The organism is Streptomyces sp. NBC_01017, from assembly GCF_045162795.1.
GTDB classification, from domain to species: domain Bacteria; phylum Actinomycetota; class Actinomycetes; order Streptomycetales; family Streptomycetaceae; genus Streptomyces; species Streptomyces machairae.
Map to the genome: position 1 here is coordinate 3,970,386 of NZ_CP108683.1, position 26,912 is coordinate 3,997,297.

A 26,912-nucleotide genomic window follows, 5' to 3' on the forward strand; every position below is an offset into this window, starting at 1 on the left:
GGCGTGTGCACACGCCTTGCAGGGCGGGCCGGTTGGACGTCCGGGGCAGGCGATGGCAGTATTCGCCGCCACGCCTTCCCGGAGCGCTCCATTCCATCCCAAATCAGACGCCTGACCTGCGCGGCTGCACCTATTCGGCATCTCCTGCGACCCCTTCGTGACCCTTGTGAAGGGCTCGTGCAGACTGGCTGAATGCGAACAGAGCTTGTTTCGGAGCCCGGCGATCCGGTCCGCCCCAACGAGGACTTCGCGAGCGTCGGCCTTCCCGCCTCGGGACAGGGCGGCGTACTGGTGATCCTGGACGGCGTGACTCCGCCGAGAGGCGAGACGGGCTGTCTGCATTCCGTTCCCTGGTTCACCGCACGGCTCGGCGGAGCCCTGACCGAACTGACCGTTTCACTCCCTGATGTGCCGCTCGCCGACGCCCTGGCCCGTGCAATCGCGCGTACCGCTGAGGCTCACGCGCAAACCTGTGACCTTTCTCACCCACGCACCCCACAGGCCACAGTGGTTCTGGCCCGCTGGTCGGCCGAGGCGCTGGAGTACCTGATCCTGTCCGACTCGGCCCTCCTGGTGGAGTCGTCCGACGGCGCGGTCACCCCGTACCTGGACGACCGCCTGACCCTCCTCCCCCGCGCCTCCCTGGCCACGGACGCCCTGATCGACGCGCACGTCCGCAACAAGGAGGGCGGCTTCTTCACGGCCGCCGCGGATCCGTCGGTGGCGGCGCGGGCGGTGACGGGGGTCCTGCCGCGCGGCGAGGTGCGGGCGCTGGCCGCGCTGACGGACGGGGCGACCCGGTGGGTGGAGAAGTTCCGCGAAGGCGACTGGGGGGACTGCTTCACCTTCGTACGGAAGGAGGGGGCGCAGGGGCTGGTGGACCGGGTACGGGCGCTGGAGCGGGCCGACGCGGAGGGGCGGACGTTCCTGGGGCGCAGCAAGACGCACGACGACGCGACCGTCGTGTACGTGCAGTGGTGAGCGGCGAACACGTCGAGGCGTGAGCGGCGGACACGCGGAGGACTGAGCGTCGGACACGCGGGGGCGTGAGCGGCGGAGGCGAGAGCAGCGGAGCCGCGGAGGCGTGAGCGGCGGGGCCGCGGAGGCTGAGCGGCGGGGCCGGACGCTCCGCGGGGTCTACTTCTCCATCCCCCGGTTCAACTGGTTCAGCAGCCGCGCCAGCTCCGCGACCTCAAGCCGGTCCCAGTGGGAGAGCTGCGCGACATAACGCTCCCGCCGTGCCTCGCGCACCTTGGCGACCCGGCCCCGCCCCTCCTCGGTGAGGTGCACCAGCCACGCCCGCCCGTCGGCGGGGTCGGGTTCGCGGGCGACCAGCCCCAGGTCCTCCAGGGCGCGCAGCTGGCGGGACATGGTGGCCTTGCCGACGCCGATGTATGCGGCGAGTTCGGTGGCCCGCAGCCGCCCGGACTCATCCAGACGGACCAACAGGCCGTACGCCGCCGATTCCAGGTCCGGATGGACCTCGCGGGCCATCTCACCCTGCTTGGCCCGGGCCCGCCGGAACAGGACCGTCAACTCGCGTTCCAGATCGAGGAACTCGGGACGGCCGGGACCACCACCGGACACTCCTTCGGCGGAGGCGCCCCCGGGTTCGACTCGCGGCCCGTCGCCGTTTCCGTCTTCGTGCACGTCAGCCCCTGCCTCAATTTTTCCGGTCCTGAAAATTTCCGCCGACCGCCCTGATTTGCCGCAGCTCCACCAGTATTTCGCAGGCGTGGACCAACGGCAGCCTCCGGACCCCCTTCCACCTGCTCTTCTGCGCGCCTAGCGTCCATGCCGGGGCCGCGCACCGGGCCCGGACCGGCATGCGCACGCCATAGACATGCGCGTTTTCCCACCGAGCGTCACCGAGCCTTCGGAGGCACGCTAATGCCCGTGCACAGACCTGAACCGCTCCGCCGCCGGCGCCCGCACCTCGCCGGGCACCTGCTCGCCGCCGTCCTCTCCCTACTCCTCGCCGCCCACCCCTCTCCCGCCACCGCCGACGACACCCCGCCCCGCGGCTCCGCCCACATGGGCATGGGCGTCGTGGCCCACGACGGCGAGGAGAGCGTCCCCGCCGATGTCCTGGCCACCCAGACGGAAGGCGTGGACGTCTCCAGTCACCAGGGCGACGTCGCCTGGCCGACCCTGTGGAACAGCGGGGTCAAGTGGGCCTACGTGAAGGCCACCGAGGGGACCTACTACACCAACCCCTACTTCGCCCAGCAGTACAACGGCTCCTACGACGTCGGCATGATCCGCGGCGCCTATCACTTCGCCACCCCGGACACCACCAATGGAGCAACCCAGGCCAACTACTTCGTCGATCACGGCGGCGGTTGGTCCCGCGACGGCAGGACCCTGCCGGGCGCCCTCGACATCGAGTGGAACCCCTACGGCGACGCCTGCTACGGCAAGACCCCGGCCGCGATGGTCACCTGGATCCGCGACTTCGTGACCCAGTACAAGGCCCGCACCGGCCGCGCCCCCGTCATCTACACGGCCACCAGCTGGTGGAAGCAGTGCACCGGCAACCACAGCGGCTTCGCCTCCGCCAATCCCCTGTGGATCGCGCGGTACGCCGCCGCCGTGGGCGAACTCCCGGCCGGCTGGAGCTACTACACCATGTGGCAGTACACGTCCTCCGGGCCGACCGTCGGCGACCACAACAGGTTCAACGGGGCGCTGGACCGCCTCCAGGCCCTGGCCGACGGCTGACCCGCACCCACACCTGAATCCGTATCCGCATCGGCATCGGCATCGGCATCGGCATCCACCTACGGCGAAGGCCCGGGCCTCCCTCACGGGAACCCGGGCCTTGCCCATCCGGTCGCGCCCGTCACGCCGCGACCGGAACCTCCGGCGCCGCGCCGTTGGTGGCCGGCGACAGCGCCAGTTCCAGGACCTGGCGGACGTCGGTCACGGCGTGGACGTCGAGCTTGTCCAGCACCTCGGCCGGGACGTCGTCCAGGTCGGCCTCGTTGCGCTTGGGGATGATCACCGTGGTGACCCCGGCGCGGTGCGCCGCCAGCAGCTTCTGCTTCACGCCACCGATCGGCAGTACCCGGCCCGTCAGCGAGACCTCGCCCGTCATCGCCACGTCCGTGCGGACCAGCCGGCCGGACAGGAGCGACGCCAGCGCCGTCGTCATCGTGATGCCGGCGCTCGGGCCGTCCTTGGGGACCGCGCCCGCCGGGAAGTGGATGTGCACGCCCCGGTCCTTGAGGTCGGCGACCGGGAGCTCCAGTTCCGCGCCGCGTGAGCGGAGGAAGGACAGGGCGATCTGTGCGCTCTCCTTCATCACGTCACCCAGCTGGCCGGTCAGGGTCAGCCCCGCCGCGCCCGTCTCCGGGTCGGCCAGCGACGCCTCGACGAACAGCACGTCACCGCCGGCGCCCGTCACCGCCAGCCCGGTCGCCACGCCCGGCACGGCCGTACGGCGCTCCGCCGGGTCCTGGGCGGACTCGGGCACGTGGTGCGGCCGCCCGATCAGGCCGCGCAGGTCGCCGTCGAGGACGGTGAACGGCAGCTCCCGCTCGCCCAGTTCGTGCTGTGCCGCCACCTTGCGCAGCAGCCTCGCGATGGACCGCTCCAGGTTGCGGACGCCCGCCTCGCGCGTGTACTCGCCGGCGAGCTTGCGCAGGGCGCCCTCGTCGAGGGCCACCTCGTCCTTGTTCAGGCCGGCCCGCTCCAGCTGACGCGGAAGCAGGTGGTCACGGGCGATGACGATCTTCTCGTCCTCGGTGTAGCCGTCGAGGCGGACCAGCTCCATACGGTCGAGCAGGGCCTCCGGGATGGCCTCCAGGACGTTGGCGGTGGCGAGGAAGACCACGTCCGACAGGTCCAGTTCCACTTCCAGGTAGTGGTCGCGGAAGGTGTGGTTCTGGGCCGGGTCCAGGACCTCCAGCAGGGCGGCCGCCGGGTCGCCCCGGAAGTCGGACCCCACCTTGTCGATCTCGTCGAGCAGCACCACCGGGTTCATCGACCCGGCCTCCTTGATGGCCCGCACGATCCGGCCGGGCAGCGCGCCGACGTACGTACGCCGGTGGCCGCGGATCTCCGCCTCGTCCCGTACGCCGCCCAGGGCGACGCGGACGAACTTGCGGCCCATGGCGTGCGCGACGGATTCGCCGAGCGAGGTCTTGCCGACGCCGGGCGGGCCGACCAGCGCCAGCACGGCACCGCCACGCCGGCCGCCGACGACACCCAGGCCGCGGTCGGTACGGCGCTTGCGCACCGCGAGGTACTCGGTGATCCGCTCCTTCACGTCCTCCAGGCCGGCGTGCTCGGCGTCGAGGATCTCCTTGGCGCCGAGGATGTCGTACGCGTCCTCGGTCCGCTCGTTCCACGGCAGTTCGAGCACGGTGTCGAGCCAGGTCCGGATCCACGAGCCCTCGGGCGACTGGTCGGAGGACCGCTCCAGCTTGTCGACCTCCTTGAGGGCGGCCTCGCGGACGTTCTCGGGGAGGTCGGCGGCCTCGACGCGGGCGCGGTAGTCGTCGGACTCCTCGCCGTCCTGCTCGCCGTTGATCTCACGCAGTTCCTTGCGTACGGCCTCCAGCTGACGGCGCAGCAGGAACTCGCGCTGCTGCTTGTCGACGCCCTCCTGGACGTCCTTGGCGATGGTCTCGGCGACGTCCTGCTCGGCGAGGTGGTCGCGCAGCTGCTGGGTGGCGAGCTTGAGGCGGGCGACCGGGTCGGCGGTCTCCAGGAGCTCCACCTTCTGCTCGGTGCTCAGGAAGGGCGAGTAACCGGAGTTGTCGGCGAGGGCGGAGACGTCGTCGATGGCCTGGACGCGGTCGACGACCTGCCAGGCGCCGCGCTTGCGCAGCCAGGCGGTGGCGAGGGCCTTGTACTCCTTCACCAGGTCGGCGACCTGTCCGGGCAGCGGGTCGGGCACGCTCTCGTCGAGGCGGGTCCCCTCGACCCACAGGGCCGCACCAGGTCCGGTCGTCCCGGCGCCGATCTTCACACGGCCGCGACCGCGGATCAGGGCGCCCGGGTCGCCGTCGGCCAGCCGGCCGACCTGCTCGACGGTGCCGAGCACACCGGTGCCCGCGTACGTCCCGTCGATGCGTGGCACCAGCAGCACCCGTGGCTTTCCTGGCTGTGACCTCGCGGCGGCCTGTGCGGCCTCGACCGCGGCGCGTACGTCGGCGTCGTTCAGGTCCAGCGGGACCACCATTCCGGGCAGCACCACCTCGTCGTCGAGCGGCAGCACGGGCAGGGTGAGCGGTGTGGACGTCGAAGCCATGATCTCCCCTTCGGCAGTCAAGTTGAGTTATGCCGACTCAATGCACGGGGCGCTTCGAATGTTCCCCCGCCTCCGTTCGCTGTGAGCGATCACTTACGCCACAGGCTGTGACCTCGACTTTCATCAATAACGGTGGCCGGGGTCTGATCCTTCCCGCACCGCCCCCGTCCCCGTCCCCGGCCTCGTCAGCGGCCCGCGCCGCGCACGACCGGCCACATCGCGATCCCGATGGCCAGGGCGATCAGGTGCCCCCAATCGGTCAGCGGGTCCGTCAGATGGACGAGGCCCTGGAGCAGCATCCCGCCGAACAGCACCAGCACCGGCCACCGCAGCCACGGCCGCAGCAGCCCGCTCAGCGCGCCGACGCCCGTGGCGACGCCGAAGCTGATGCCGTAGTCGAGGCGGTGCAGCGAGCTGCCGGGCAGGTGGCCGGCCAGCACGGCGAGCCCCACCGGGACCTCGGTCGCGAGGGTGGCCAGGACGTGCCCGGTCAGGAAGACGACGGCCGTCCGCATGCCGCCGATCCGTCGCTCCAGCGCGGTGAGCACCAGCAGGAAGGCGAGCGTGTACGGCGCCACGAACCCGCCCGCGACCCACAGCGCGCTGGCGAGCAGCACTGTCACGGGCGTCCCCACGAGGTGCGCCACGTCGGTGCTGGAGCCCTGGTGCAGGACGTGGACGAGGGCGGGGCCCGCGTACGTGGCGACGAGCGAGGTGACGGCCAGTACGGCGGCGTAGGCGAAGGTGAACGGCGTGCCGGCGGGCGTGGGGAGTAGCCGCCAGGGTGGGCCGGGGCGGGGCAGGGGCGCGGAGGGCTGCGCCGTAGCGGCGCTCGGCGCCGTCGCGCCCAGTGGCCCGCGCTGCCGCGGCATCCCGTCCAGCAGCTCGGCCGCCTCGGGCAGGTCCGCCTCACCGGGCACGGGTGCCGGGCCCGGCACGCCCCCGGCCGCGGTCCGTTCCAAGGTGAGGCGCTCCTTCCGTTTCCCCCACCCTTCGCCCGCGACCCACCCACGTCTGTGACCGGCGCCACAAGAAGGCCGATTCTCAGCAACCTCTCAACAAGCCCCCAGGCCCGTTCCCCCCATCGAGGGACCCTCTCGCCACTCGCCCCTGGAAAGAACTTTCAGCCCTCCAGGGGGCCTGCCAGGATGGCCCGATGCCCACTTCGTACGACATCCCCGAAGTCCTGGACCGTCGCGAGGGCCCGCACGGTGAGGTCGTGCTGCGGCGGCACGGTGACCTGCTCCAGATCATCGCGAACGGCTGCTTCCTGATGGACACCTCCGACGGCCGCTCGGAACGGCTGCTCGTCGACGCGGCGCTCGGCGCGCTGCACGGGCGCCCGCGGCCCGACGTGCTGATCGGCGGGCTCGGCGTCGGGTTCTCGCTCGCACATGCCGCGGCCGATCCGCGCCCGGGAAGGATCACCGTCGTCGAGCGCGAGCGCGCGATTATCGACTGGCATCTCGACGGCCCGTTGTCCGACTTCTCCGCCCCGGCCCTCGCGGACCCGCGCACGGAGATTCTGGAAACGGATCTCGTGTCACACGTACATGAGACTTCCGCCACGTATGACGCACTGTGTCTCGACATCGACAACGGCCCCGGCTGGACTGTCACCGAGGGCAACGACAGCCTCTACTCACCGGCCGGACTGGCAGGCTGCGCAGGGGCGTTGAGGCCCGGTGGGGTGCTTGCCGTATGGTCCGCACAGCCATCACCGGAATTCGAAGAAACCTTGTGTAATGCCGGATTCCAACAGGTGCGTACCGAAGAGATCCCCGTTGCCCGGGGCGTTCCGGACGTCGTACACCTCGCCGTACGACCTGGATAGCCGTGGCGCGGTGACTCCCCGTACTCTGCTCACCTGACGCGGATCATTCAAGCGTCAATCGCAAGCATGAGCAGGCATAGCCAGTTAGCGGGATCACCCCACGGATTCCGGAAAGCAACTTTGGGGCGGGCGATGGAGCAGACACACACCTCCCACAACGGCACGGCGGCAACCCCGGGCGCTCAGCGCCGGGTCCTCGTGGTCGAGGACGATCCGACCATCGTGGACGCCATCGCGGCCCGCCTGCGCGCCGAGGGTTTCCTCGTGCAGACCGCGGGCGACGGTCCGGCGGCGGTCGACACGGCCGAGGCCTGGCAGCCCGACCTGCTGATCCTCGACATCATGCTGCCGGGCTTCGACGGCCTGGAGGTATGCCGCCGAGTGCAGGCCCAGCGGCCGGTGCCGGTGCTGATGCTGACCGCGCGGGACGACGAGACCGACATGCTGGTCGGGCTCGGCGTCGGCGCCGACGACTACATGACCAAGCCGTTCTCGATGCGGGAGCTGGCGGCACGCGTGCACGTGCTGCTGCGCCGCGTCGAGCGCGCCGCGCTGGCCGCCACGACCCCGCGGTCGGGCATCCTGCGGCTCGGCGAGCTGGAGATCGACCACGCGCAGCGGCGGGTGCGGGTGCGCAGTGAGGACGTTCATCTCACGCCCACCGAGTTCGACCTCCTGGTGTGCCTGGCGAACACCCCGCGCGCGGTGCTCTCCCGTGAGCAGCTGCTCGCCGAGGTGTGGGACTGGGCGGACGCGTCCGGCACCCGCACGGTCGACAGCCACATCAAGGCGCTGCGCCGGAAGATCGGCGCCGAGCGGATCCGTACGGTGCACGGCGTGGGCTACGCCCTGGAGACACCCACGCCATGAGCGACGGACCGGCCGCACGGAGAAGCCCCGGCGAGCCCTGGGGCGGCGTACGTCCGTTCTCGATCAAGACCAAGCTGGGCGCGCTGGTCATCATCGCGGTGCTGATCACCACGGGCCTGTCGATGATCGCGGTGCGCACGCAGACGGAGCTGCGCTTCATCACGGTCTTCTCGATGATCGCCACACTGCTCATTACGCAGTTCGTGGCCCATTCGCTCACCGCGCCGCTGGACGAGATGAACGCGGTGGCCCGGTCCATCTCGCACGGCGACTACACCCGCCGGGTGCGTGAGAACCGCCGCGACGAGCTGGGCGACCTGGCCGGGACGATCAACCTCATGGCCGACGAGCTGGAGGCCCAGGACCAGCAGCGCAAGGAGCTGGTGGCGAACGTCTCGCACGAGCTGCGCACCCCGATCGCGGGCCTGCGGGCCGTCCTGGAGAACGTGGTCGACGGCATCGCCGAGGCCGACCCCGAGACCATGCGCACCGCGCTGAAGCAGACCGAGCGGCTCGGCCGGCTCGTGGAGACGCTCCTGGACCTGTCCCGCCTGGACAACGGCGTCGTACCGCTGCGCATGCGGCGCTTCGAGGTGTGGCCGTACCTGTCCGGTGTGCTGAAGGAGGCCAACATGGTGTCCTCCGCGCGCGGGGGCATGGCGTCGGGCTCCGGCAGCCACACCCGTACGGACGTCCATCTGCACCTCGACGTCTCCCCGCCGGAGCTGACGGCGCACGCCGACCCCGAGCGCATCCACCAGGTCGTCGCCAACCTCATCGACAACGCGATCAAGCACAGCCCGCCGCACGGCCGCGTGACGGTCAAGGCGCGGCGCGGGGCGCAGCCGGAGTCGCTGGTGCTGGAGGTCCTGGACGAGGGGCCGGGGATTCCGAAGTCGGACTGGCACAGGGTCTTCGAGCGTTTCAACCGCGGCGCCGTCCGCCGGCCGCACGGGCCGGGCAGCGACGGCGGTACGGGTCTGGGGCTGGCGATCGCGCGCTGGGCCGTCGATCTGCACGGCGGCCGGATCGGGGTGGCCGAATCCGAGCGGGGTTGCCGGATTCTTGTCACACTTCCCGGGCAGCCTTCCGAACCAAGTTGACGTAAAGTTCGAAGCGGAGCACCAAGATCCACGTGCGTCCTGGCTGACGGACACGTGTGATCAGGTACGGACCTGCGCTTTGTACGCGCCAGGTCGAGATCCTGTCGTCCCATCTGCGGTCATCCGAAGCGGAACCACGCTTGTTTCCCGCCATTTCCAGGCCCGAAACACGCTTTCCGATGTGACTTACACGACGATGACCTTGCTCAGCCTGACCTTCTCGGCCATGGAGGCGTAGCCTTTATTCCCGCTGTCCATCACCTTGTGAAGCGGAAGAGGGCGGTTGCCGCCGTGTCGCCACAGTCCCCCAGTAACTCGAGCATCTCGACCGACACCGACCAAGCGGGCAAGAACCCCGCGGCCGCGTTCGGGCCGAACGAGTGGCTCGTCGACGAGATCTATCAGCAGTACCTCCAGGACCCGAATTCGGTAGACCGTGCCTGGTGGGACTTCTTCGCCGACTACAAGCCGGGAGCGCCTGCCGCCTCGGCTCCGGCGGGTACCGCGGCCGCGGGGGCCGCGGGAACCACCAGCCCGGCTCCCGCCGCCCCGGCTGCTCCGGCCGCCCCGTCGGTCCCCGCGCCGGCCCCCGCGGCCGCCCCGAAGCCCGCTGCCGCAGCGCCCGCCGCCGCGGCCCCGGCTCCGGCTGCCGCGAAGCCCGCCGCGCCCGCCCCGGCCGCGAAGCCCGCTCAGCCGAAGAAGGCCGAGCCCGCCGCCGCTGCCGCCGACGGTCCGGAGTTCGTGACGCTGCGCGGCCCGTCCGCCGCGGTCGCGAAGAACATGAACGCCTCGCTGGAGCTGCCGACCGCCACCTCGGTCCGCGCGGTCCCGGTGAAGCTGCTCTTCGACAACCGCATCGTCATCAACAACCACCTCAAGCGCGCCCGGGGCGGGAAGATCTCCTTCACGCACCTGATCGGCTACGCGATGGTGCAGGCCATCAAGGCCATGCCGTCGATGAACTACGCGTTCGGCGAAAAGGACGGCAAGCCGACGCTGATCAAGCCGGCGCACGTCAACCTCGGTCTCGCCATCGACCTGGTCAAGCCGAACGGCGACCGCCAGCTCGTCGTCGCGGCGATCAAGAAGGCCGAGACGCTGAACTTCTTCGAGTTCTGGCAGGCCTACGAGGACATCGTCCGCCGCGCCCGCGACGGCAAGCTGACGATGGACGACTTCTCCGGCGTCACGGTCTCCCTGACCAACCCGGGCGGCCTCGGCACGGTCCACTCCGTGCCGCGTCTGATGCCCGGCCAGTCGGTCATCATGGGCGTCGGCTCCATGGACTACCCGGCGGAGTTCCAGGGCACCTCCCAGGACACCCTGAACAAGCTCGGCATCTCGAAGGTCATGACGCTCACGTCGACCTACGACCACCGGGTCATCCAGGGCGCCGCCTCCGGCGAGTTCCTCCGCCAGGTCGCGAACCTCCTTCTCGGCGAGAACAACTTCTACGACGAGATCTTCGAGTCGCTGCGCATCCCCTACGAGCCGGTCCGCTGGCTCAAGGACATCGACGCGTCCCACGACGACGACGTCACGAAGGCCGCCCGTGTCTTCGAGCTGATCCACTCCTACCGGGTCCGCGGCCACGTCATGGCCGACACCGACCCGCTGGAGTACCAGCAGCGCAAGCACCCCGACCTGGACATCACCGAGCACGGCCTCACGCTCTGGGACCTGGAGCGCGAGTTCGCGGTCGGCGGCTTCTCCGGCAAGTCCCTGATGAAGCTGCGCGACATCCTCGGCGTGCTGCGCGACTCGTACTGCCGCACCACCGGCATCGAGTTCATGCACATCCAGGACCCCAAGCAGCGCAAGTGGATCCAGGACCGCATCGAGCGCCCGCACACCAAGCCGGAGCGCGAGGAGCAGCTGCGCATCCTGCGCCGACTGAACGCGGCGGAGGCCTTCGAGACCTTCCTGCAGACGAAGTACGTCGGCCAGAAGCGCTTCAGCCTGGAGGGCGGCGAGTCCGTCATCCCGCTGCTGGACGCGGTCCTCGACTCGGCCGCCGAGTCGCGCCTGGACGAGGTCGTCATCGGCATGGCCCACCGAGGCCGGCTGAACGTGCTCGCGAACATCGTCGGCAAGTCGTACGCGCAGATCTTCCGCGAGTTCGAGGGCAACCTCGACCCGAAGTCGATGCACGGCTCCGGCGACGTGAAGTACCACCTGGGCGCCGAGGGCACCTTCACGGGCCTGGACGGCGAGCAGATCAAGGTCTCGCTCACCGCGAACCCCTCCCACCTGGAGGCGGTCGACCCGGTCCTGGAGGGCGTCGCGCGCGCCAAGCAGGACATCATCAACAAGGGCGGCACGGACTTCACGGTCCTGCCCGTCGCCCTGCACGGTGACGCGGCCTTCGCGGGCCAGGGTGTCGTGGCCGAGACGCTCAACATGTCTCAGCTGCGCGGCTACCGCACCGGCGGCACGGTCCACATCGTCATCAACAACCAGGTCGGCTTCACGGCGGCGCCCGAGTCCTCGCGCTCCTCCATGTACTCGACCGACGTGGCCCGGATGATCGAGGCCCCGATCTTCCACGTCAACGGCGACGACCCCGAGGCGGTCGTCCGCGTTGCCCGCCTGGCCTTCGAGTTCCGCCAGGCGTTCAACAAGGACGTCGTGATCGACCTCATCTGCTACCGCCGCCGCGGTCACAACGAGTCGGACAACCCGGCCTTCACCCAGCCGCTGATGTACGACCTGATCGACAAGAAGCGCTCGGTGCGCAAGCTCTACACCGAGTCCCTCATCGGTCGCGGCGACATCACCCTGGAAGAGGCCGAGCAGGCCCTGCAGGACTACCAGGGCCAGCTGGAGAAGGTCTTCACGGAGGTCCGCGAGGCCACCTCGCAGCCAGCCGCCGTGGAGCCCTCGGACCCGCAGGCCGAGTTCCCGGTCGCCGTCACCACGGCGGTCACCGCGGAGGTCGTCAAGCGGATCGCCGAGTCCCAGGTCAACATCCCCGACCACATCACCGTCCACCCGCGTCTGCTGCCGCAGCTGCAGCGCCGGGCGTCGATGGTCGAGGACGGCACCATCGACTGGGGCATGGGCGAGACCCTCGCGATCGGCTCCCTCCTGCTGGAGGGCGTCCCGGTCCGCCTCGCCGGCCAGGACTCGCAGCGCGGTACGTTCGGCCAGCGCCACGCGGTCATCATCGACCGCGAGACGGGCGAGGAGTACACGCCGCTGCAGTACCTCTCCGAGGAGCAGTCACGGCTGAACGTCTACAACTCGCTGCTGTCCGAGTACGCGGCCATGGGCTTCGAGTACGGCTACTCGCTCGCCCGCCCCGACGCGCTCGTGCTGTGGGAGGCGCAGTTCGGCGACTTCGTCAACGGCGCCCAGACGGTCGTGGACGAGTTCATCTCGTCGGCCGAGCAGAAGTGGGCCCAGACGTCCGGCGTCGTCCTGCTCCTGCCGCACGGCTACGAGGGCCAGGGCCCGGACCACTCGTCCGCCCGCCCGGAGCGGTTCCTGCAGATGTGCGCGCAGAACAACATGACGGTCGCGATGCCGACGTCCCCGTCGAACTACTTCCACCTCCTGCGGTGGCAGTCGCACAACCCGCACCACAAGCCGCTGGTCGTCTTCACCCCGAAGTCGATGCTGCGTCTGAAGGCCGCCGCCTCCAAGGCGGAGGAGTTCACGACCGGGCAGTTCCAGCCGGTCATCGGCGACGCGTCGGTCGACCCTGCCGCGGTCAAGAAGGTCGTCTTCTGCGCCGGCAAGGTCTACTACGACATCGAGGCCGAGCGGAAGAAGCGCGGCGTCACGGACACGGCGATCATCCGCATCGAGCGCCTGTACCCGCTGCCGGGTGCCGAGCTCCAGGCCGAGATCGCCAAGTACCCGAACGCCGAGAAGTACCTGTGGGCCCAGGAGGAGCCGGCGAACCAGGGTGCCTGGCCGTTCATCGCGCTCAACCTGATCGACCACCTGGACCTGGCGGTCGGCGCCGATGTCCCGCACGGCGAGCGCCTGCGTCGCATCTCGCGTCCGCACGGCTCGTCCCCGGCTGTCGGTTCCGCCAAGCGGCACCAGGCCGAGCAGGAGCAGCTGGTGCGTGAGGTGTTCGAGGCCTGAGCCCCGGAGGCCCGACCCGCTGAACGGTCTGTTCGCAAGGCCCGGCTCCGAGTCCGCGTGACTCGGAGCCGGGCCTTTGGGCGTTTGCGGCCAACTGACACGCCGAGCCACTAAGTTGAGCCGTGGATTGAGCCGTGGACGGAGAAGCACGGACACACCGAACCACCCGGCCGCCTGGCCGGTCATGACACACGGGGGGACGAATGGCCGAGCTGCTGCGGATCGCCATGGACGACGAGGACGGCTCCGCACAACTGGTCGTGGAGGTCGAGGACGACGAGCCCGGCATGGTCCGCGCCTCACGCGTCGGCGACCGTATGCGCGAGGCCTCCGTCTCCCTGGAGGAGGCCCTCGCTCCCATCCGACGCGCCGCGGAAGCAACCCTGCGCACCTTCCAGGCGGCCCAGCCCACCACGGTGGAGCTGGAGTTCGGCGTGAAGCTGAACGCCAGCGCGGGGGCCGTGCTGACGAAGGCGGGGGTCGAGGGGCACATCGTCGTCAAGCTGGGCTGGGAGAAGAACGACTCCGGCGCATGAGTCGCGCAGCCGCCGGCCGGTCCGTACTCCCACACACACGCGCGTGCCGGGCACGACATATCCTCACTGCATGTACTTCACCGACCGAGGCATCGAAGAACTGGAGAAGCGGCGCGGCGAGGAGGAGATCACCTTCGAGTGGCTGGCCGAGCAGCTGCGCACCTTCGTCGACCTGAACCCCGACTTCGAGGTACCGGTGGAGCGGCTGGCGACTTGGCTGGCCCGGCTCGACGACGAGGACGACGACGTCTAGACGCCGAGCAGGGGGTCGGTCGGCCGTCTGGACGTGAGCGGGCCGTTTTGCGGGCCCCCCGGCGGATGCCCTCCTGCTCGGGCGCTCTGATGCGGGGCGCCTTTCGCGTCTTGCGGCCGCCCGAGCGGGGCCGGTCGCGGGGCGCCCGCACCCCGCAGTACGGCTGCCGGACAGCGGCTGCCGACGGCTTCGGATAGCCCTCAGTCGAGTGGCCGCACCACTGCCGTGGGCCCTCCTCCCGGCGGTGCCCAACACCGCCGCCTTTCTTCTCCCGCTCCCGCCGAACCGACGCCGCCGCGCGCTGCTCGCACCACCGCCGTGGATGCCGCCTCCCAACGGCCGGACCAGCGTCGCCCTGCTAGATCCAGCCACCGGCGCCGAGCCGAACCACCGCCTCCCGGACGTCGTACGACCGCCGTGGACGCCTCCTCGCCGCGACCGGACCAACCGTCAGCCTCCCCGATCGAGCAGCCGACAACGCCGAGCCGAACCACCCCCTCCCGGGGACCTCCCAGAGCCGCCACAGCCCCTACGGCGCCGGCCGGACACCGTCCCCCTCCTCGATCCACCCGCCGACAAGGCCGAGCCGAACCCCCTGCGCAGACCCGGCATCACGGCCCCAAACCCCACTCCAGGCGCCACACCACCCCGCTCACCCCTCGACCCAGCCGCCCCATGCCTGCCCCTCAACCGAGCCGCCCCACAACCTCCCAGCCCCGTTCAGTCCAGCGGCCGTACCGTCTCGTACGCCAGTCCCAGCACACCGTGGGCCAGGAGCACCGTGCCCGCCGCGAGCCAGCCGCCGCTGTGGTGCCGTAGGCCCCAGGCCGCGAGGGGCAGGCCGGTCGCGATCTGGGCCAGGGCCAGGGCGCGGGCCTTGGGGCCGGCGGCCCAGGGGAGCCAGGGGCCGAGGCGGCCGCCCTCGACGGCGTCGAGTTCCGCGCGGAAGGCTTCGCGCCAGCCCCACCACTCGATCAGGCGGATGTGCGGCTGGGCGCGGGCGGCAGCGTCGAGGCTGTCGGCGCTGTCGCCGGGAGCGAGGCCGTCGGGCAGTGATACGCCCGCGCGTGTGAGGACCGCGACCAGGCCACGCATGCGTGCCCGCCCGTCGGCCTCGGCGTCGGGGCGCGTCAGCTCGTCGAGGGACTGCATGTCCAGGACCGGATCGAGGCCGAGCCGGCCGGCGAAGGAGCGCATGGCCTCGTCCTCGCCGACCGGGGTGCCGTTGGCGAGCCAGACGTAGCCGACGGGGCGGCGGAAGCCGGAGGCGAGGGTGTATCCGGCGCGGTCGGCGTCCCACCACAGGGCGAGGACGGGCCAGGGGGCGCCGACGGCGAGGGCGGTGGCCCAGCCGGTGAGGACGCGGTCGATCGGTTCGTCGCCCTCCAGCCAGGGCCGCCCCTCGGGCACGAGCACGCTCCACTCCCCGCCGGCCGGTGCGAGCAGCATGTCCTCGCGCAGCAGCCGGGCGACGGGCGCGACGGACTCGGGGTCCGCGCGGCAGAGCAGCAGGGCGCCCGGGGCGGGACGGGCCTGGCGGGCGACGCTGGACTCTTCCGACGGCATGCCAACACGCTAGGCCGATTTGTCCACCTCGCGTGACTTGTGATCACCAGAACGAGTGCCTTGACTTTCAAGGCCCGCGATATATCGTGTTTACCAGAAGACGCGATATGGCGTGTCATTGCTCATCGTTCCGGTCCGCCCCGGCCCACGCGGCCGTGTCCGGTCGCCCAGGAGGTCCGCACCATGTCCGAGTGGTCCGTAGCAGAGCCCAGGAAGCTCACCTTCGACGAGCCGGTGAGCGAGCTCCACGTGCGCATCGTCAACGGAACGGTGAACGTGGTGGGCACGGACGAAGGTTCCGCCCGGCTGGAGGTCTCCGAGATCGACGGCCCACCCCTGGTGGTGACCCAGGAGGGCGGCACCCTGTCGGTGGCGTACGAGGACCTGCCCTGGAAGGGCTTCCTCAAGTGGCTCGACCGCAAGGGCTGGCGCCGCAGCGCGGTGGTCTCCCTCGCGGTGCCGGCCGACACGCGCGTCGAGGTGGGCGTGGTCGGCGCCGGGGCCGTGGTCTCCGGGATCCAGGGCCCGTCGGTGGTCAAGGGCGTCACCGGGGACACCACACTCGTCGCCCTGTCGGGCCCGGTCCGCGCCGACACGGTCTCCGGGAACCTGGAGGCCCAGGCCGTCACCGGCGACCTCCGTTTCAACTCCGTCTCCGGCGACCTCACGGTCGTAGAGGGCTCGGGCTCCTCCGTGAAGGCCGACTCGGTCAGCGGCTCCATGATCGTCGACCTCGACCCGGAGGGCCCGACCGACGTCCGGTTGACCAGCGTCTCCGGCGAGATCGCCATCCGCCTGCCGGCCCCGGCGGACGCGGACGTGGAGGCCAACACCGCGAGCGGCACGATCTCCAACGCCTTCGAAGGCCTCCGGGTACACGGCCAGTGGGGCGCCCACAAGATCACCGGCCGCCTGGGCGCCGGCACCGGCAAGCTCCGTGCGACGACGGTCTCCGGCTCGATCGCGCTGCTGCGCCGCCCGCCGAGGGAGGAGGAGCCGTGGGACGCGGAGGCCTGGGAGGACCCCGAGCCCACGACGGACACGGCCCCCACGACGGACGCGGCCCCGACGACAGACACGGCCTCAGCTACGGGCACGGCCTCAGCTACGGACACCGATCCGACGACGGCCACGAACCCCACCACGGCCCCGTTGAACGACACACACCACAGCCCGGGGGACAATTCCGTCTCCGGCCAGGGCGATGAACCAACGGAAGCCTCACCCCACGCCCCGGCCGACGGCACGACCGACAAGAAGGTGCTCTGACATGCCCCCCGTCTTCGCCCACGGCCGCCTCCGCCTGTACCTGCTGAAGCTGCTGGATGAGGCCCCGCGCCACGGCTACGAGGTGATCCGCCTCCTCGAAGAGCGCTTCCAGGGGCTGTACGCACCGTCGGCCGGCACCGTCTACCCCCGCCTCGCCAAGCTGGAGGCCGAGGGCCTGGTCACCCACACCACCGAGGGCGGCCGCAAGGTGTACGCCATCACCGACGCCGGCCGAGCCGAACTGGCCGACCGCAGCGGCGAGTTGGCCGACCTGGAGCTGGAGATCAGGGAGTCGGTCGCCGAACTCGCCGCCGAGATCCGGGCCGATGTGCGCGGCGCTGCGGGCGATCTGCGCCGCGAGATGCGGGCAGCCGCGACCGAGGCCCGCACGGGCACGTCCGCCAAGACGGACACACCCTTCGGTGACTTCTCCGACTACACCGACAAGGAGGCGTGGCGCGCCGCCAAGGAGGAGATGCGCCGCGCCAAGCAGGAGTGGAAGGAACAGGCCCGACGCGCCAAGGACGAGAGCCGCCGGGCCCGCGAGGAGGCCCAGCGCGCCCGACGCCAGGCCAAGGATGCCCAGGACCACGCCCGCGCCCAGGCCCAGGAGGAGGTCCAGCGCATCGCCCGCCGGGTCCAGGAACACGTACAGGACCACTTCGCCCGCGGCGACTGGCCCACGGGCGTAAGGGAGGGCCTGACGGAACTGGCCAAGGAGTTCGGCGACTTCGGCAAGGACTACGGCAAGGGATTGGGCCGGGACTTCGGCTTCGGCCGCCCGGGCGCCCCCAAGTCGGCACAGCAGCCCCCCGACTACACCGACACCCCTGAGGACTTCCCCGCCGACTACGAGCCCGCCTGGGCCCACGAGCCCGCCACCGACGACCCGGCCCGCGACCTCGACCGCCTGCTCGACCGCTTCCGCGACGACATCCGAGACGCAGCAAGGGACCACGGCGTGACCCCGGACCAACTCCGCGACGCCCGACGCCACTTGTCGACAGCGGCGGCACACATCGGAGCCCTGCTGCGCACACCGAAGCCCTGACATCACGCCCCTGGGCAGCACGGCGCCCACGTCAGTGGCACTGCACTGCCCAGTCAGGCTGGACCCGAAGGTTCCGCACCTTCACCCAGCGGCACACCCCCGGGGGGACCGCACCCGGTCCGACCGGTCCGGCCCGCAAGCCGGCGCGGGGCCGCAGCTGGCGACAACGCACCCGACTCACCCGAAGGACAGGCACCCCCACCTGCCCCTCCCCCTCCCCCCTTCCCGCTCCCCCTCCTCACCCGGCCTTGGCCTCCCCCACTCCCCCTCCCCCCAACACCCGGTTCACAGCCTCATGCGTCACCCCGTGATCGGCGAGGATCTCGGAGGGCACGCCGGGGCGGGTGGTCAGGGCCAGGAGGATGTGCTCGTCGCCGATGTGCCGGTCCCGGCGCGCGACGGCGATTCGCAGCGACCGCTCCAGCACGTCCTTGGCCTCGCGGCTGAAGGAGCGGCGCCCCGACCACCACCCCTTGTCCTTCCGGTCCCCGGACATCGCCCCGACACCATGGACCTCCTCGACCCGGGCGACGATCTCCCCGACATCGATCCCCAACCCGGCGAGCGCATCTGCTTCGGCCTGCGACAACCCACCCCGCCGCCGAGCCTCCCCCAGTGCCGACCGCACGGACTCCAGCCACTCCCCACCGCCGAGCGCCGCAAGCACGAACGAGACCCGGCTCCCCTCCCGGTCGAGCAGGGCGAGCAGCATGTGCTCGGCGTCGACGGTCTGCGCCCCTGCCCTCTCGGCGTGCTCAACGGCCCCCGTGACCACGGCACGGGCATCCTTCGTGAACCGCTCGAACATCAACGCCTCCCGTACTTCTTGTGCACGGCCTGCCTGCTGACCCCGAGTTCCGCGGCGATCTCCTGCCACGACCACCCCTGATTGCGCGCACTGCGCACCTGCACGGCCTCCAACTGCTCCAGCAGCCGGCGCAGCGCCGCAACGGCCCGCAGCCCGACCCGAGGATCACGATCACCCGCACGCGCGGCAAGATCTGTTGCTTCGGTCATACCGTCAACCTAAGTTGACACACCCTCTCCCGTCAACCCCAGTTGACAAAGTGGCCGAACAAAAACGGCGAGCCCGAGGCAAAGCCCCGAACCCGCCGCAAGCCGCAGGTGCCGTCCTGCGAACTATCCGTTGGTGAGCACGATCTTCCCGAACTGCTCCCCCGACTCCATCCGCTCGAAGCCCTCACGGGCCCGATCCATCGGAAGCACTTCATCGATCACAGGCCGCACACCCGTGGCGGCACAGAAGGAAAGCAGATCTTCGAGCTCGTCCTTGGTCCCCATCGTGGACCCGACGATCTTCAACTCCAGGAAGAAGATCCTGGTGAGCTCGGCATGCGAGGGCCGATCACCACTCGTTGCACCCGAGATGACGAGCGTGCCCCCGGGCTTCAGCGACTTGACGGAGTGCGACCACGTGGCGGCACCCACAGTCTCGATCACGGCATCGACCCGCTGCGGCAGCCGAGCTCCCGATTCCACCGCCTCCACGGCCCCCAGCTCCAGGGCCCGCTTCCGCTTGGCCTCATCCCGGCTGGTGGCGAAGACACGCAGCCCCGCGGCCTTCCCGAGCACGATGGCAGCGGTGGCGACGCCGCCCCCGGCTCCCTGCACCAGCACGGAGTCCCCGGGCCGTACCCCCGCATTGGTGAACAGCATCCGATACGCGGTCAGCCAGGCAGTCGGCAGACAGGCGGCCTCGGCGAAGGAGAGTTCCTTGGGCTTCGGCAGGACGTTCCAGGTCGGCACGGCGACCTGCTCCGCAAACGTCCCCTGATACCGCTCGGTGAGAATGGAACGAGGCTCCTTGGGGCCCACCCCGTGCCCGCTCTGTCCGATCACCGAGTGCAGGACGACCTCGTTGCCGTCCTCATCGATCCCGGCGGCATCACAGCCGAGGATCATCGGCAACCGGTCCTCGGGCAGGCCCACGCCCCGCAGTGACCAGAGGTCGTGATGGTTGAGGGAAGCGGCCTTGACGTTGACGGCACTCCAGCCGGGACGGACCTCGGGGGCCGGCCGCTCCCCCAACTCCAATCCGGAGAGCGGCTGGTCGCGGTCGATTCGGGCGGCGTAGACAGCGAACATGACCTTGACGATAGGCTCCCGAGCCACCCGACGGAACAACACACCTCTGTGACACACGCCCGCTTGACGACCAACCGTACGGACGAAAGCCATGGCGCATCGCGCACCCCCGCGGCGCAGCACCCGCGTACGGCGGCAAGGGGACGTGCCGGGGGGGGTGTCCGCCCGCAGCGGCGGGCGTCAAGAAACAGCACCTCTAGAGGTAGGTCCCCCGCCCGACCGAGGACGGACACCCCCCGGCACGGCCCCGACCCACAACGAACCCGCAGGCGCCACGCGAACCCCCACCGAACCCGCACAGGCCGGCCGCAGGCACCCGGCGCCCAACCGCCGGAGGCCCGCCCAGACAAAGAAATGACCCCGCCCATCCCGGGCGAGGCCATCCCACATCAGCGCCTGCGGCAGCACCTCGTCAGCGCCGAGCAACCCCTTCGGCCCGAGCCGCAGCAGCCACAGCAGCCGTAACCGCCGGCGCCACCCGCTCGTCGAACGGCGACGGAATGACGTAGTCCGCGGCGAGGTCGTCCCCCACCACAGCCGCCAGCGCCTCAGCCGCAGCGATCTTCATGCCCTCGGTGATCCGGGACGCCCGAACCTGCAGAGCACCCGCGAAGATCCCCGGGAACGCCAGCACGTTGTTGATCTGGTTCGGGAAGTCCGACCGCCCGGTGGCGACAACCGCCGCGTACTTGTGCGCGACATCGGGGTGCACCTCGGGATTCGGGTTGGCCATGGCGAAGACGAACGCGCCCTCGGCCATGGAGGCGACAGCCTCCTCCGGCACCGTCCCACCGGAAACCCCGATGAACACGTCGGCGCCCTCCAGCGCCGCCTCCAGCGGCCCGGTGATCCCGGCCTTGTTCGTGAACCCGGCCAGCTCCCGCTTGACCGACGTCAGGTCGTCACGGTCGGCGGACACCACACCCTTGCGGTCCGCCACGGCGACGTCCCCGATACCGGCCTCGACCAGCATCTTCGCGATGGCGACACCAGCCGCGCCCGCCCCCGAGATGACGGCCCGCAGATCCCCGAGCCCCTTCCCGGTCAGCCGCGCGGCGTTCCGCAGCGCGGCCAGCGTCACGACAGCCGTACCGTGCTGGTCGTCATGGAAGATCGGAATGTCCAGCCGCTCCTGCAGCTTCCGCTCGATCTCGAAGCACCGGGGCGCCGAGATGTCCTCCAGGTTCACACCACCGAAGGACGGCGCGAGCCGGACCACGGTCTCGACGATCTCGTCGACGCCCGTGCAGGCGAGCGCGATCGGCACCGCGTCGACACCACCGAACTGCTTGAAAAGAATCGCCTTCCCCTCCATCACCGGAAGGGAGGCCTCAGGCCCGATGTCCCCGAGCCCCAGCACAGCCGTACCGTCGGTCACGACGGCCACCACGGACGACTTCCACGTGTAGTCGTGCACGAGTTCCGGCTGCTCGGCAATCGCGCTGCACACCTTCGCGACGCCGGGCGTGTACGCCAGGGACAGGTCGTCCTTGTCGCGGACCGGCACGGTGGCCTGCACAGCCATCTTGCCGCCACGATGCAGCGCGAAGGCCGGATCGAAGGAATCGAGGGGTTCGACCCCGCCGTCCTGATCGGTATTGCCTCCGCCTCGAGGATTGACGATCTCCGCTGCCACTTTGTCTGACCCCTTAAGTGTTCATGGTTTGAGGGTGGAACCACTCCTGGTGAGAAGTGGGCGGGACCGCGTATGGCCCTGCTCGTTGATACGTACGACGTACGACGTACGGACCCATACGCGACGGCGCGCCGCACACGCGCCACGAGCCCCGGATGAGGGGTGTAAAGAACCTTCTTACCGGACGGACCGCGCCGTCGACGAGTCCAATACGTGCAAGATCACATGGCGGGAAGGGAAACACCCACAGCGACAACACGAATCGGACACGACCCGACGACGGAATCACTGCGATTCATGGCTAAATAACCCGACAATAAGCAGACAATCCACACTGGAAACCATGAAAGGCAGCCAACGGCCCGCACACCAGGCCCACGACCGGCCCGCACCCGGAGACAGGCCGAAGATCTTCCGGCCGGAAGGGCCGATTCCCGCAGAAGGTGCGGCCAGGATGTACCGACCTGAGGCGGTTCGGGGGTAACCCGTTATCCGATTTTGACATCGCGAGCCGCCTGAATGCCCCAGTCCGAATGGCAAGATGCCGTAATCGCACGAGGTCGCGACACTCGAAGGTGTGTGCTCTCGTCGGCCTAAGAAACCAAGGCACCTGCCGAGTCGCGGCGGGCGCCCGCCCCATCGGCAACTCCACCCATCCGCCGGAGGAACCCACCATGACCGCAAGCTCCACCCGTCGTACGACCGCCACGCGCTCCCGGTTGGCAGCGGTCGCCTCGATCGCGGTCGCAGGCGCCCTGATTCTCACCGGTTGCGGTGACCAGACGAATGACGGCGGCAGCGAGGGCACCAACGAGACGGGGAACGCCAACAGCGCCCCGCTCTTCTCCAAGCTGCCCAAGAAGATCCAGGACGCCGGCGTCATCAAGGCGGGCACGAACGCCGAGTACGCCCCGATGGAGTTCCAGGAGGGCGGCAAGATCGTCGGCGTCGACCCCGACATCGCCGCGGCCCTGGGCGAGAAGCTGGGTGTGGAGTTCCAGTTCACCTCCGGCTCCTTCGACGGCCTGATCACCGCCCTGAACTCCGGCCGCTACGACGTTGCCATGTCCTCCATCACGGACAACCCGCAGCGCCAGGAGGGCCTGGACGACAAGGGCAAGAAGCTCGGTCCGGGTGTCGACTTCGTCGACTACTTCGTGGCCGGCACCGCCGTGTACGTCGAGAAGGGCAACCCGAAGAAGATCAACTCGATCGAGGACCTCTGCGGCCAGACGGCTGCCGTACAGCGCGGTACGACGTACGAGAAGGCCCTGCAGACCCAGTCCAAGGCCTGCACGGACGACGGCAAGAAGAAGATCAACATCGAGTCGTTCGAGAACGACACCGAGGCCCAGACCCGCGTGAAGTCGGGCGGCGCCGTCGCCGGCGTCAACGACTACCCGGTGGCCGTGGACCTGGCCCGCAAGTCCGGCGGCGGCAACGACTTCGAGGTCGTCGGAGAGCAGATCGACGCCGGTCCGTTCGGCATCGCGGTGAACAAGGACAACAAGGAGCTCTCCGCGGCCCTCGAAGAGGCTGTCAACGCGATCATCGAGGACGGCACGTACAAGAAGATCCTCGAGAAGTGGGGCGCCGAGTCCGGCGCGATCGACAAGGCCGAGATCAACGGCGGCAAGTGACGGCCAGAAACACTGAAGGGCAGTCACTGTGACTGACAAGTTCGACAAGGAGCCGGCCGACGCGAAGCCGTCGGCCGCCGTCTCCAAGGATGGCGGGGCAATCCCGCCCGAGGCGATCAAGGCCATCCCGGTCCGGCACTACGGCCGCTGGGTCAGCGCTGTCGTCGTGCTGGCCCTGGTGGCCCTGCTGGTCAACGCCTTCGCGACCGCCGAGAAGATCCAGTGGAGCGCCGTCGGCGACTACGTCTTCGACCCCACGGTCCTCGCGGGCGCCGGCCGCACCCTGCTGATCAGCGTCCTCGCGATGATCATGGGCGTGGTCCTGGGCGTGATCCTGGCCGTCATGCGCCTGTCCAAGAACCCGGTGACGAGCTGGGTGGCCTGGGTCTACATCTGGTTCTTCCGCGGCACGCCGGTCTACGTCCAGCTGCTGCTGTGGTTCAACCTGGCGCTGATCTTCCCCATGCTGGATCTCGGTCCGATCTACAAGGACGAGATGGTCGACGTCATGACCCCGTTCATGGCCGCCCTGCTGGGTCTGGGCCTGAACGAGGCGGCGTACATGGCGGAGATCTGCCGCGCCGGTCTGATGGCCGTGGACGAGGGCCAGACCGAGGCCTCGCACGCGCTCGGCATGAGCCACGCGAAGACGCTGCGCCGCATCGTGATCCCGCAGGCGATGCGGGTGATCGTGCCGCCGACCGGCAACGAGTTCATCAACATGTTGAAGACCTCGTCGCTGGTGTACGCGGTGACGTACAACGAACTCCTGCGCGCCACCTCCACCATCGGCTCCACCTCGTACGCCGTGATGGAGATGCTGTTCGTGGCGTGCATCTGGTACCTGGTCATGACCAGCGTGTTCAGCGTCTTCCAGTACTACCTGGAGCGCCGTTACGCCCGTGGCTCGCTGCGGAACCTGCCGCAGACCCCGTGGCAGAAGATCAAGGTCAACATGATGGCCTTCAGCCGCGAGAGGGGTTCGGTATGACCGCCATGGTGAAGGCCGAGGGCGTCCACAAGTCCTTCGGTCCCGTACAGGTCCTCAAGGGCATCGACCTGGAGGTGAAGACCGGCGAGGTGTTCTGCCTCATCGGCCCCTCCGGCTCCGGCAAGTCGACGTTCCTGCGGTGCATCAACCACCTGGAGAAGATCAACGCCGGTCGGCTGTACGTCGAGGGTGAGCTGGTCGGCTACCGCCAGAAGGGCGACAAGCTGTACGAGCTCAAGGACAGCGAGGTCGCGCAGCAGCGGCGGGACATCGGCATGGTGTTCCAGCGGTTCAACCTGTTCCCGCACATGACGGCCGCCGAGAACGTCATGGAGGCGCCGATCCAGGTCAAGGGCACGAGCAGGAACCAGGCCAAGGAGCGCGCCCGGGAGCTGCTCGACCGCGTCGGCCTGGCCGACAAGGCCGGCAGCTACCCCGCGCAGCTCTCCGGCGGCCAGCAGCAGCGCGTCGCCATCGCCCGGGCGCTCGCGATGGACCCGAAGCTGATGCTGTTCGACGAGCCGACCTCGGCCCTCGACCCGGAGCTGGTCGGCGACGTCCTCGACGTCATGCGCGACCTCGCCGAGTCCGGCATGACGATGGTCGTCGTCACCCACGAGATGGGCTTCGCCCGCGAGGTCGGCGACAGCCTGGTCTTCATGGACGGCGGCGTGGTCGTCGAGTCGGGCGACCCGCGCGAGGTCCTGACGAACCCGCAGCACGAGCGGACCCAGGCGTTCCTGTCCAAGGTGCTCTGACGGTCGGTCGCAGGTGGAGGGGCGGTACGGGATTCCCGTACCGCCCCTCCGTCATGCTGCGGGGCCGCGCTGCTTGAGAGCCAGCAGCAGCGTGTCCGAGGGCGAGCACCACACCGGCCGGGCCTCCCCGAAGCCCTTCTCGCGCAGTACGCGCGCGTGCCACTCGACGGACGGCATGTCGCCCTCGGCGTGCTCGCCGTAGATCTCGAAGCGGCGGGCCGTCGGTTCGGCGAGGACCGGGTCCTTCGCCGCCAGCTGCCACCACTCGGCCCAGTCGAGGGCGCCGTCCGCCTTGGCCTGATCCATGCGGGCGTGACGCAGGGCCCGCTCGGCGGCATTGATGCGGGGCGTCGAGTCGTCGATCATGTGGTCCGCGTTCATGAAGACACCGCCGTCGCGGACGAGCTCCGCGACCTGACCGTAGAGGGCCGCGAGGGGTTCACGGTGCAGCCAGTGCAGGGCCGTAGCGGTCAGGACGGCGTCGTACGAGTCGTACGGCAGCCTCGCCGGCCACTCCGGGTCCTTGAGGTCGGCCGTCACCAGGGAGACCCGCTCGTCGGCCGCGAAGGTGCCCTCGGCGATGGCGAGGAGCGCCGGGTCGAGGTCGACGCCGGTGCTGGTGGCCTCCGGGAACCGCTTGAGCAGCCGGGCCGTGATACTTCCCGTGCCGCACGCGAGGTCGAGCACGCGTGGGGCGGGGCCGACGAGGGCCTCGATCATGTCGAGCATGATCCGGAAGCGTTCCTCGCGGTCGGGCATGTACCACTCCTGCTGCCGGTCCCAGCTCTCCTGCCAGGCGGCCCAGTCGGCACCGGTCGTGGTGATGTCCGTGTCCGTCATCGAACCCTCCATCGCGCATGTCACGTAATACCCTGGAAGCACGATCAGTTATTACCCGACCGCACCACGACGATAGAACGCCTCCGTAAGGACTACAAGTGGAACTGGCCTATTACTCGGACTACGCCGTACGACTCGTCAACAGCGAGGACCCGGCCCGGGGGAAGGACTCACTGACCTCGGTCGAGGCCGTCCGCGACCTGTTCGGCGGCAACCAGTCGGCGGCCCGCCGCGCCACCGACGCCGACGTCACGCGGTTCCGCGCGGTCCGGGCCCGGCTGCGCTCGGTCTTCGCGGCGGCGGACACCGGCGACGAGACCCTGGCCGTCGACCTGCTGAACTCCCTCCTGCTGGAGTTCCCGGTGAGCCCGCAGATCTCCGGCCACGACTTCCGCGACGACGACGGCCGCCCCCTGTGGCACATGCACCTCGCGGACCACCCGTCGAACGCGACCGCGGGCTTCGCGGCCATTGCGTCGATGGGCCTGGCCTTCCACCTGACCGAGTACGGCGTGGACCGTCTGGGCCTGTGCGAGGCGGCCCCGTGCCGCAACGCCTACCTGGACACCTCCACCAACCGCTCCCGGCGCTACTGCTCGGACCGCTGCGCGACCCGCGCCAACGTGGCCGCCTACCGCGCCCGCAAGCGCCTGGAGGCCGACCGGTCGGCGAATACGGGCCGTACGGCCGACAGCGCCCAGCGTGCCAGCGCGAACGGCGAGCGCTGATCCGCCTTGCGCGGCCGGTACCGCAGCCGCACCTTGCCCAGAATCAGCTCGTCCGGCACGACTCCGTAGTCGGTGCTGTCGCCACCGGCGTACGCGTTGTCCCCGAGGACCCACCAGCCGCCCTCGCGGCGTTCCGCGGCGCGCTTGACGACCAGCAGGTCCTGCTGGAAGGGATGACGCAGGACGACGACGTCACCGGGCCTGATCCGGCCCCGGTGCGACACGACGAGCAGATCGCCGTTGTGCAGCGTGGGCACCATCGACGGCCCGGTCACCTCGGCCCATCCGAAGGGCTGCGCAGCCTGCCCGCGCTCGGTCTCCTGCGACAACTCCGGCATCCCCGGCACCTCCCCGGTACGGTCCTCCACCAGTCTCAGTC

General features: G+C 70.0%; 24 protein-coding genes. 14 read left to right on the forward strand and 10 right to left on the reverse strand.

Features of this window, described 5'->3' with window-relative positions; translation table 11 throughout:
* Positions 1 to 192 precede the first annotated feature (192 nt).
* A complete protein-coding gene (locus OG331_RS17885) occupies positions 193 to 981 on the forward strand; it encodes a protein phosphatase 2C domain-containing protein (RefSeq protein WP_406197318.1) in 789 nt (262 codons plus the stop codon).
* A 156-nt stretch (positions 982 to 1,137) separates the two neighbouring features.
* Here the strand turns inward: OG331_RS17885 and OG331_RS17890 are convergent, their stop codons facing one another.
* Positions 1,138 to 1,650 (reverse strand): MarR family transcriptional regulator, encoded by a 513-nt coding sequence (locus OG331_RS17890; RefSeq protein WP_328879347.1) that lies wholly within the window; start codon positions 1,648 to 1,650, stop codon positions 1,138 to 1,140.
* A 240-nt stretch (positions 1,651 to 1,890) separates the two neighbouring features.
* Between OG331_RS17890 and OG331_RS17895 the strand changes: the two genes are divergently transcribed.
* Positions 1,891 to 2,721, forward strand: coding sequence for a lysozyme (locus OG331_RS17895; protein ID WP_406197321.1), 831 nt, complete (start codon positions 1,891 to 1,893; stop codon positions 2,719 to 2,721).
* 121 nt (positions 2,722 to 2,842) lie between these two features.
* On the opposite strand, the gene lon is transcribed toward OG331_RS17895, so the two are convergent.
* Positions 2,843 to 5,257 carry an endopeptidase La gene (gene lon / locus OG331_RS17900; protein ID WP_406197323.1) on the reverse strand — a complete coding sequence of 805 codons (2,415 nt, stop codon included), beginning with the start codon at positions 5,255 to 5,257 and terminating at the stop codon, positions 2,843 to 2,845.
* Between the two features lie 185 nt (positions 5,258 to 5,442).
* Positions 5,443 to 6,219 carry a rhomboid-like protein gene (locus OG331_RS17905; protein WP_406197325.1) on the reverse strand — a complete coding sequence of 259 codons (777 nt, stop codon included), beginning with the start codon at positions 6,217 to 6,219 and terminating at the stop codon, positions 5,443 to 5,445.
* A gap of 194 nt (positions 6,220 to 6,413) precedes the next feature.
* On the opposite strand from OG331_RS17905, the gene OG331_RS17910 reads away from it, so the two are divergent.
* The 6 genes from OG331_RS17910 to OG331_RS17935 all read left to right on the forward strand — a co-directional run bounded on the left by OG331_RS17910 (position 6,414) and on the right by OG331_RS17935 (position 13,948).
* The gene (locus OG331_RS17910; protein WP_406197328.1) at positions 6,414 to 7,091 is read left to right on the forward strand and encodes a spermidine synthase; all 678 of its coding nucleotides are present in this window, start codon (positions 6,414 to 6,416) and stop codon (positions 7,089 to 7,091) included.
* Between the two features lie 132 nt (positions 7,092 to 7,223).
* Entirely contained in the window at positions 7,224 to 7,961 is a 738-nt protein-coding gene (locus OG331_RS17915) for a response regulator transcription factor (protein ID WP_003997964.1), read from the forward strand.
* Positions 7,958 to 9,064, forward strand: coding sequence for an ATP-binding protein (locus OG331_RS17920; RefSeq protein ID WP_328879352.1), 1,107 nt, complete (start codon positions 7,958 to 7,960; stop codon positions 9,062 to 9,064). The genes OG331_RS17915 and OG331_RS17920 overlap by 4 nt, the downstream gene beginning before the upstream one ends.
* Positions 9,065 to 9,355: 291 nt before the next feature.
* Complete coding sequence (locus OG331_RS17925; RefSeq protein ID WP_406197331.1) at positions 9,356 to 13,159, forward strand: multifunctional oxoglutarate decarboxylase/oxoglutarate dehydrogenase thiamine pyrophosphate-binding subunit/dihydrolipoyllysine-residue succinyltransferase subunit; 3,804 nt, start codon at positions 9,356 to 9,358, stop codon at positions 13,157 to 13,159.
* 203 nt (positions 13,160 to 13,362) lie between these two features.
* A complete protein-coding gene (locus tag OG331_RS17930; RefSeq protein WP_363035398.1) occupies positions 13,363 to 13,695 on the forward strand; it encodes a CU044_2847 family protein in 333 nt (110 codons plus the stop codon).
* A 70-nt stretch (positions 13,696 to 13,765) separates the two neighbouring features.
* Entirely contained in the window at positions 13,766 to 13,948 is a 183-nt protein-coding gene (locus OG331_RS17935; RefSeq protein WP_003997970.1) for a DUF6104 family protein, read from the forward strand.
* A 720-nt stretch (positions 13,949 to 14,668) separates the two neighbouring features.
* Here OG331_RS17935 and OG331_RS17940 read toward each other — a convergent pair.
* Entirely contained in the window at positions 14,669 to 15,514 is an 846-nt protein-coding gene (locus OG331_RS17940; RefSeq protein ID WP_406197333.1) for a hypothetical protein, read from the reverse strand.
* Between the two features lie 183 nt (positions 15,515 to 15,697).
* Here OG331_RS17940 and OG331_RS17945 point away from each other — a divergent pair, with 183 nt between their 5' ends.
* On the forward strand, positions 15,698 to 16,783 hold the full coding sequence (locus tag OG331_RS17945) for a DUF4097 family beta strand repeat-containing protein (protein ID WP_406197335.1): 1,086 nt from the start codon (positions 15,698 to 15,700) through the stop codon (positions 16,781 to 16,783).
* Position 16,784: 1 nt separating this feature from the next.
* The gene (locus tag OG331_RS17950; protein WP_406197337.1) at positions 16,785 to 17,834 is read left to right on the forward strand and encodes a helix-turn-helix transcriptional regulator; all 1,050 of its coding nucleotides are present in this window, start codon (positions 16,785 to 16,787) and stop codon (positions 17,832 to 17,834) included.
* A gap of 238 nt (positions 17,835 to 18,072) precedes the next feature.
* On the opposite strand, the gene OG331_RS17955 is transcribed toward OG331_RS17950, so the two are convergent.
* The 4 genes from OG331_RS17955 to OG331_RS17970 form a co-directional block, all read right to left on the reverse strand.
* Complete coding sequence (locus OG331_RS17955; RefSeq protein WP_406197339.1) at positions 18,073 to 18,642, reverse strand: Clp protease N-terminal domain-containing protein; 570 nt, start codon at positions 18,640 to 18,642, stop codon at positions 18,073 to 18,075.
* Entirely contained in the window at positions 18,642 to 18,851 is a 210-nt protein-coding gene (locus tag OG331_RS17960) for a helix-turn-helix domain-containing protein (RefSeq protein ID WP_039651429.1), read from the reverse strand. The genes OG331_RS17955 and OG331_RS17960 overlap by 1 nt, the downstream gene beginning before the upstream one ends.
* A gap of 123 nt (positions 18,852 to 18,974) precedes the next feature.
* The gene (locus OG331_RS17965) at positions 18,975 to 19,940 is read right to left on the reverse strand and encodes a zinc-binding dehydrogenase (protein ID WP_406197341.1); all 966 of its coding nucleotides are present in this window, start codon (positions 19,938 to 19,940) and stop codon (positions 18,975 to 18,977) included.
* A gap of 412 nt (positions 19,941 to 20,352) precedes the next feature.
* The gene (locus OG331_RS17970) at positions 20,353 to 21,576 is read right to left on the reverse strand and encodes an NADP-dependent malic enzyme (protein ID WP_406197344.1); all 1,224 of its coding nucleotides are present in this window, start codon (positions 21,574 to 21,576) and stop codon (positions 20,353 to 20,355) included.
* 674 nt (positions 21,577 to 22,250) lie between these two features.
* Here OG331_RS17970 and OG331_RS17975 point away from each other — a divergent pair.
* From OG331_RS17975 to OG331_RS17985, 3 genes are read left to right on the forward strand one after another with little or no spacing between them, the layout of a single operon-like run.
* On the forward strand, positions 22,251 to 23,216 hold the full coding sequence (locus tag OG331_RS17975) for an ABC transporter substrate-binding protein (RefSeq protein ID WP_406197347.1): 966 nt from the start codon (positions 22,251 to 22,253) through the stop codon (positions 23,214 to 23,216).
* Between the two features lie 28 nt (positions 23,217 to 23,244).
* A complete protein-coding gene (locus OG331_RS17980) occupies positions 23,245 to 24,207 on the forward strand; it encodes an amino acid ABC transporter permease (protein ID WP_406197350.1) in 963 nt (320 codons plus the stop codon).
* The gene (locus tag OG331_RS17985; RefSeq protein ID WP_406197353.1) at positions 24,204 to 24,965 is read left to right on the forward strand and encodes an amino acid ABC transporter ATP-binding protein; all 762 of its coding nucleotides are present in this window, start codon (positions 24,204 to 24,206) and stop codon (positions 24,963 to 24,965) included. Before OG331_RS17980 ends, OG331_RS17985 begins: the two co-directional genes overlap by 4 nt.
* Positions 24,966 to 25,016: 51 nt before the next feature.
* Here the strand turns inward: OG331_RS17985 and OG331_RS17990 are convergent, their stop codons facing one another.
* The gene (locus OG331_RS17990; RefSeq protein WP_406197356.1) at positions 25,017 to 25,805 is read right to left on the reverse strand and encodes a class I SAM-dependent methyltransferase; all 789 of its coding nucleotides are present in this window, start codon (positions 25,803 to 25,805) and stop codon (positions 25,017 to 25,019) included.
* Positions 25,806 to 25,903: 98 nt separating this feature from the next.
* Between OG331_RS17990 and OG331_RS17995 the strand changes: the two genes are divergently transcribed.
* Positions 25,904 to 26,533, forward strand: coding sequence for a CGNR zinc finger domain-containing protein (locus tag OG331_RS17995; protein ID WP_328423533.1), 630 nt, complete (start codon positions 25,904 to 25,906; stop codon positions 26,531 to 26,533).
* Here the strand turns inward: OG331_RS17995 and sodX are convergent.
* Positions 26,437 to 26,871 carry a nickel-type superoxide dismutase maturation protease gene (gene sodX / locus OG331_RS18000; protein ID WP_406210089.1) on the reverse strand — a complete coding sequence of 145 codons (435 nt, stop codon included), beginning with the start codon at positions 26,869 to 26,871 and terminating at the stop codon, positions 26,437 to 26,439. The two genes, OG331_RS17995 and sodX, sit on opposite strands and share 97 nt — an antisense overlap.
* Between the last annotated feature and the right edge of the window lie 41 nt (positions 26,872 to 26,912).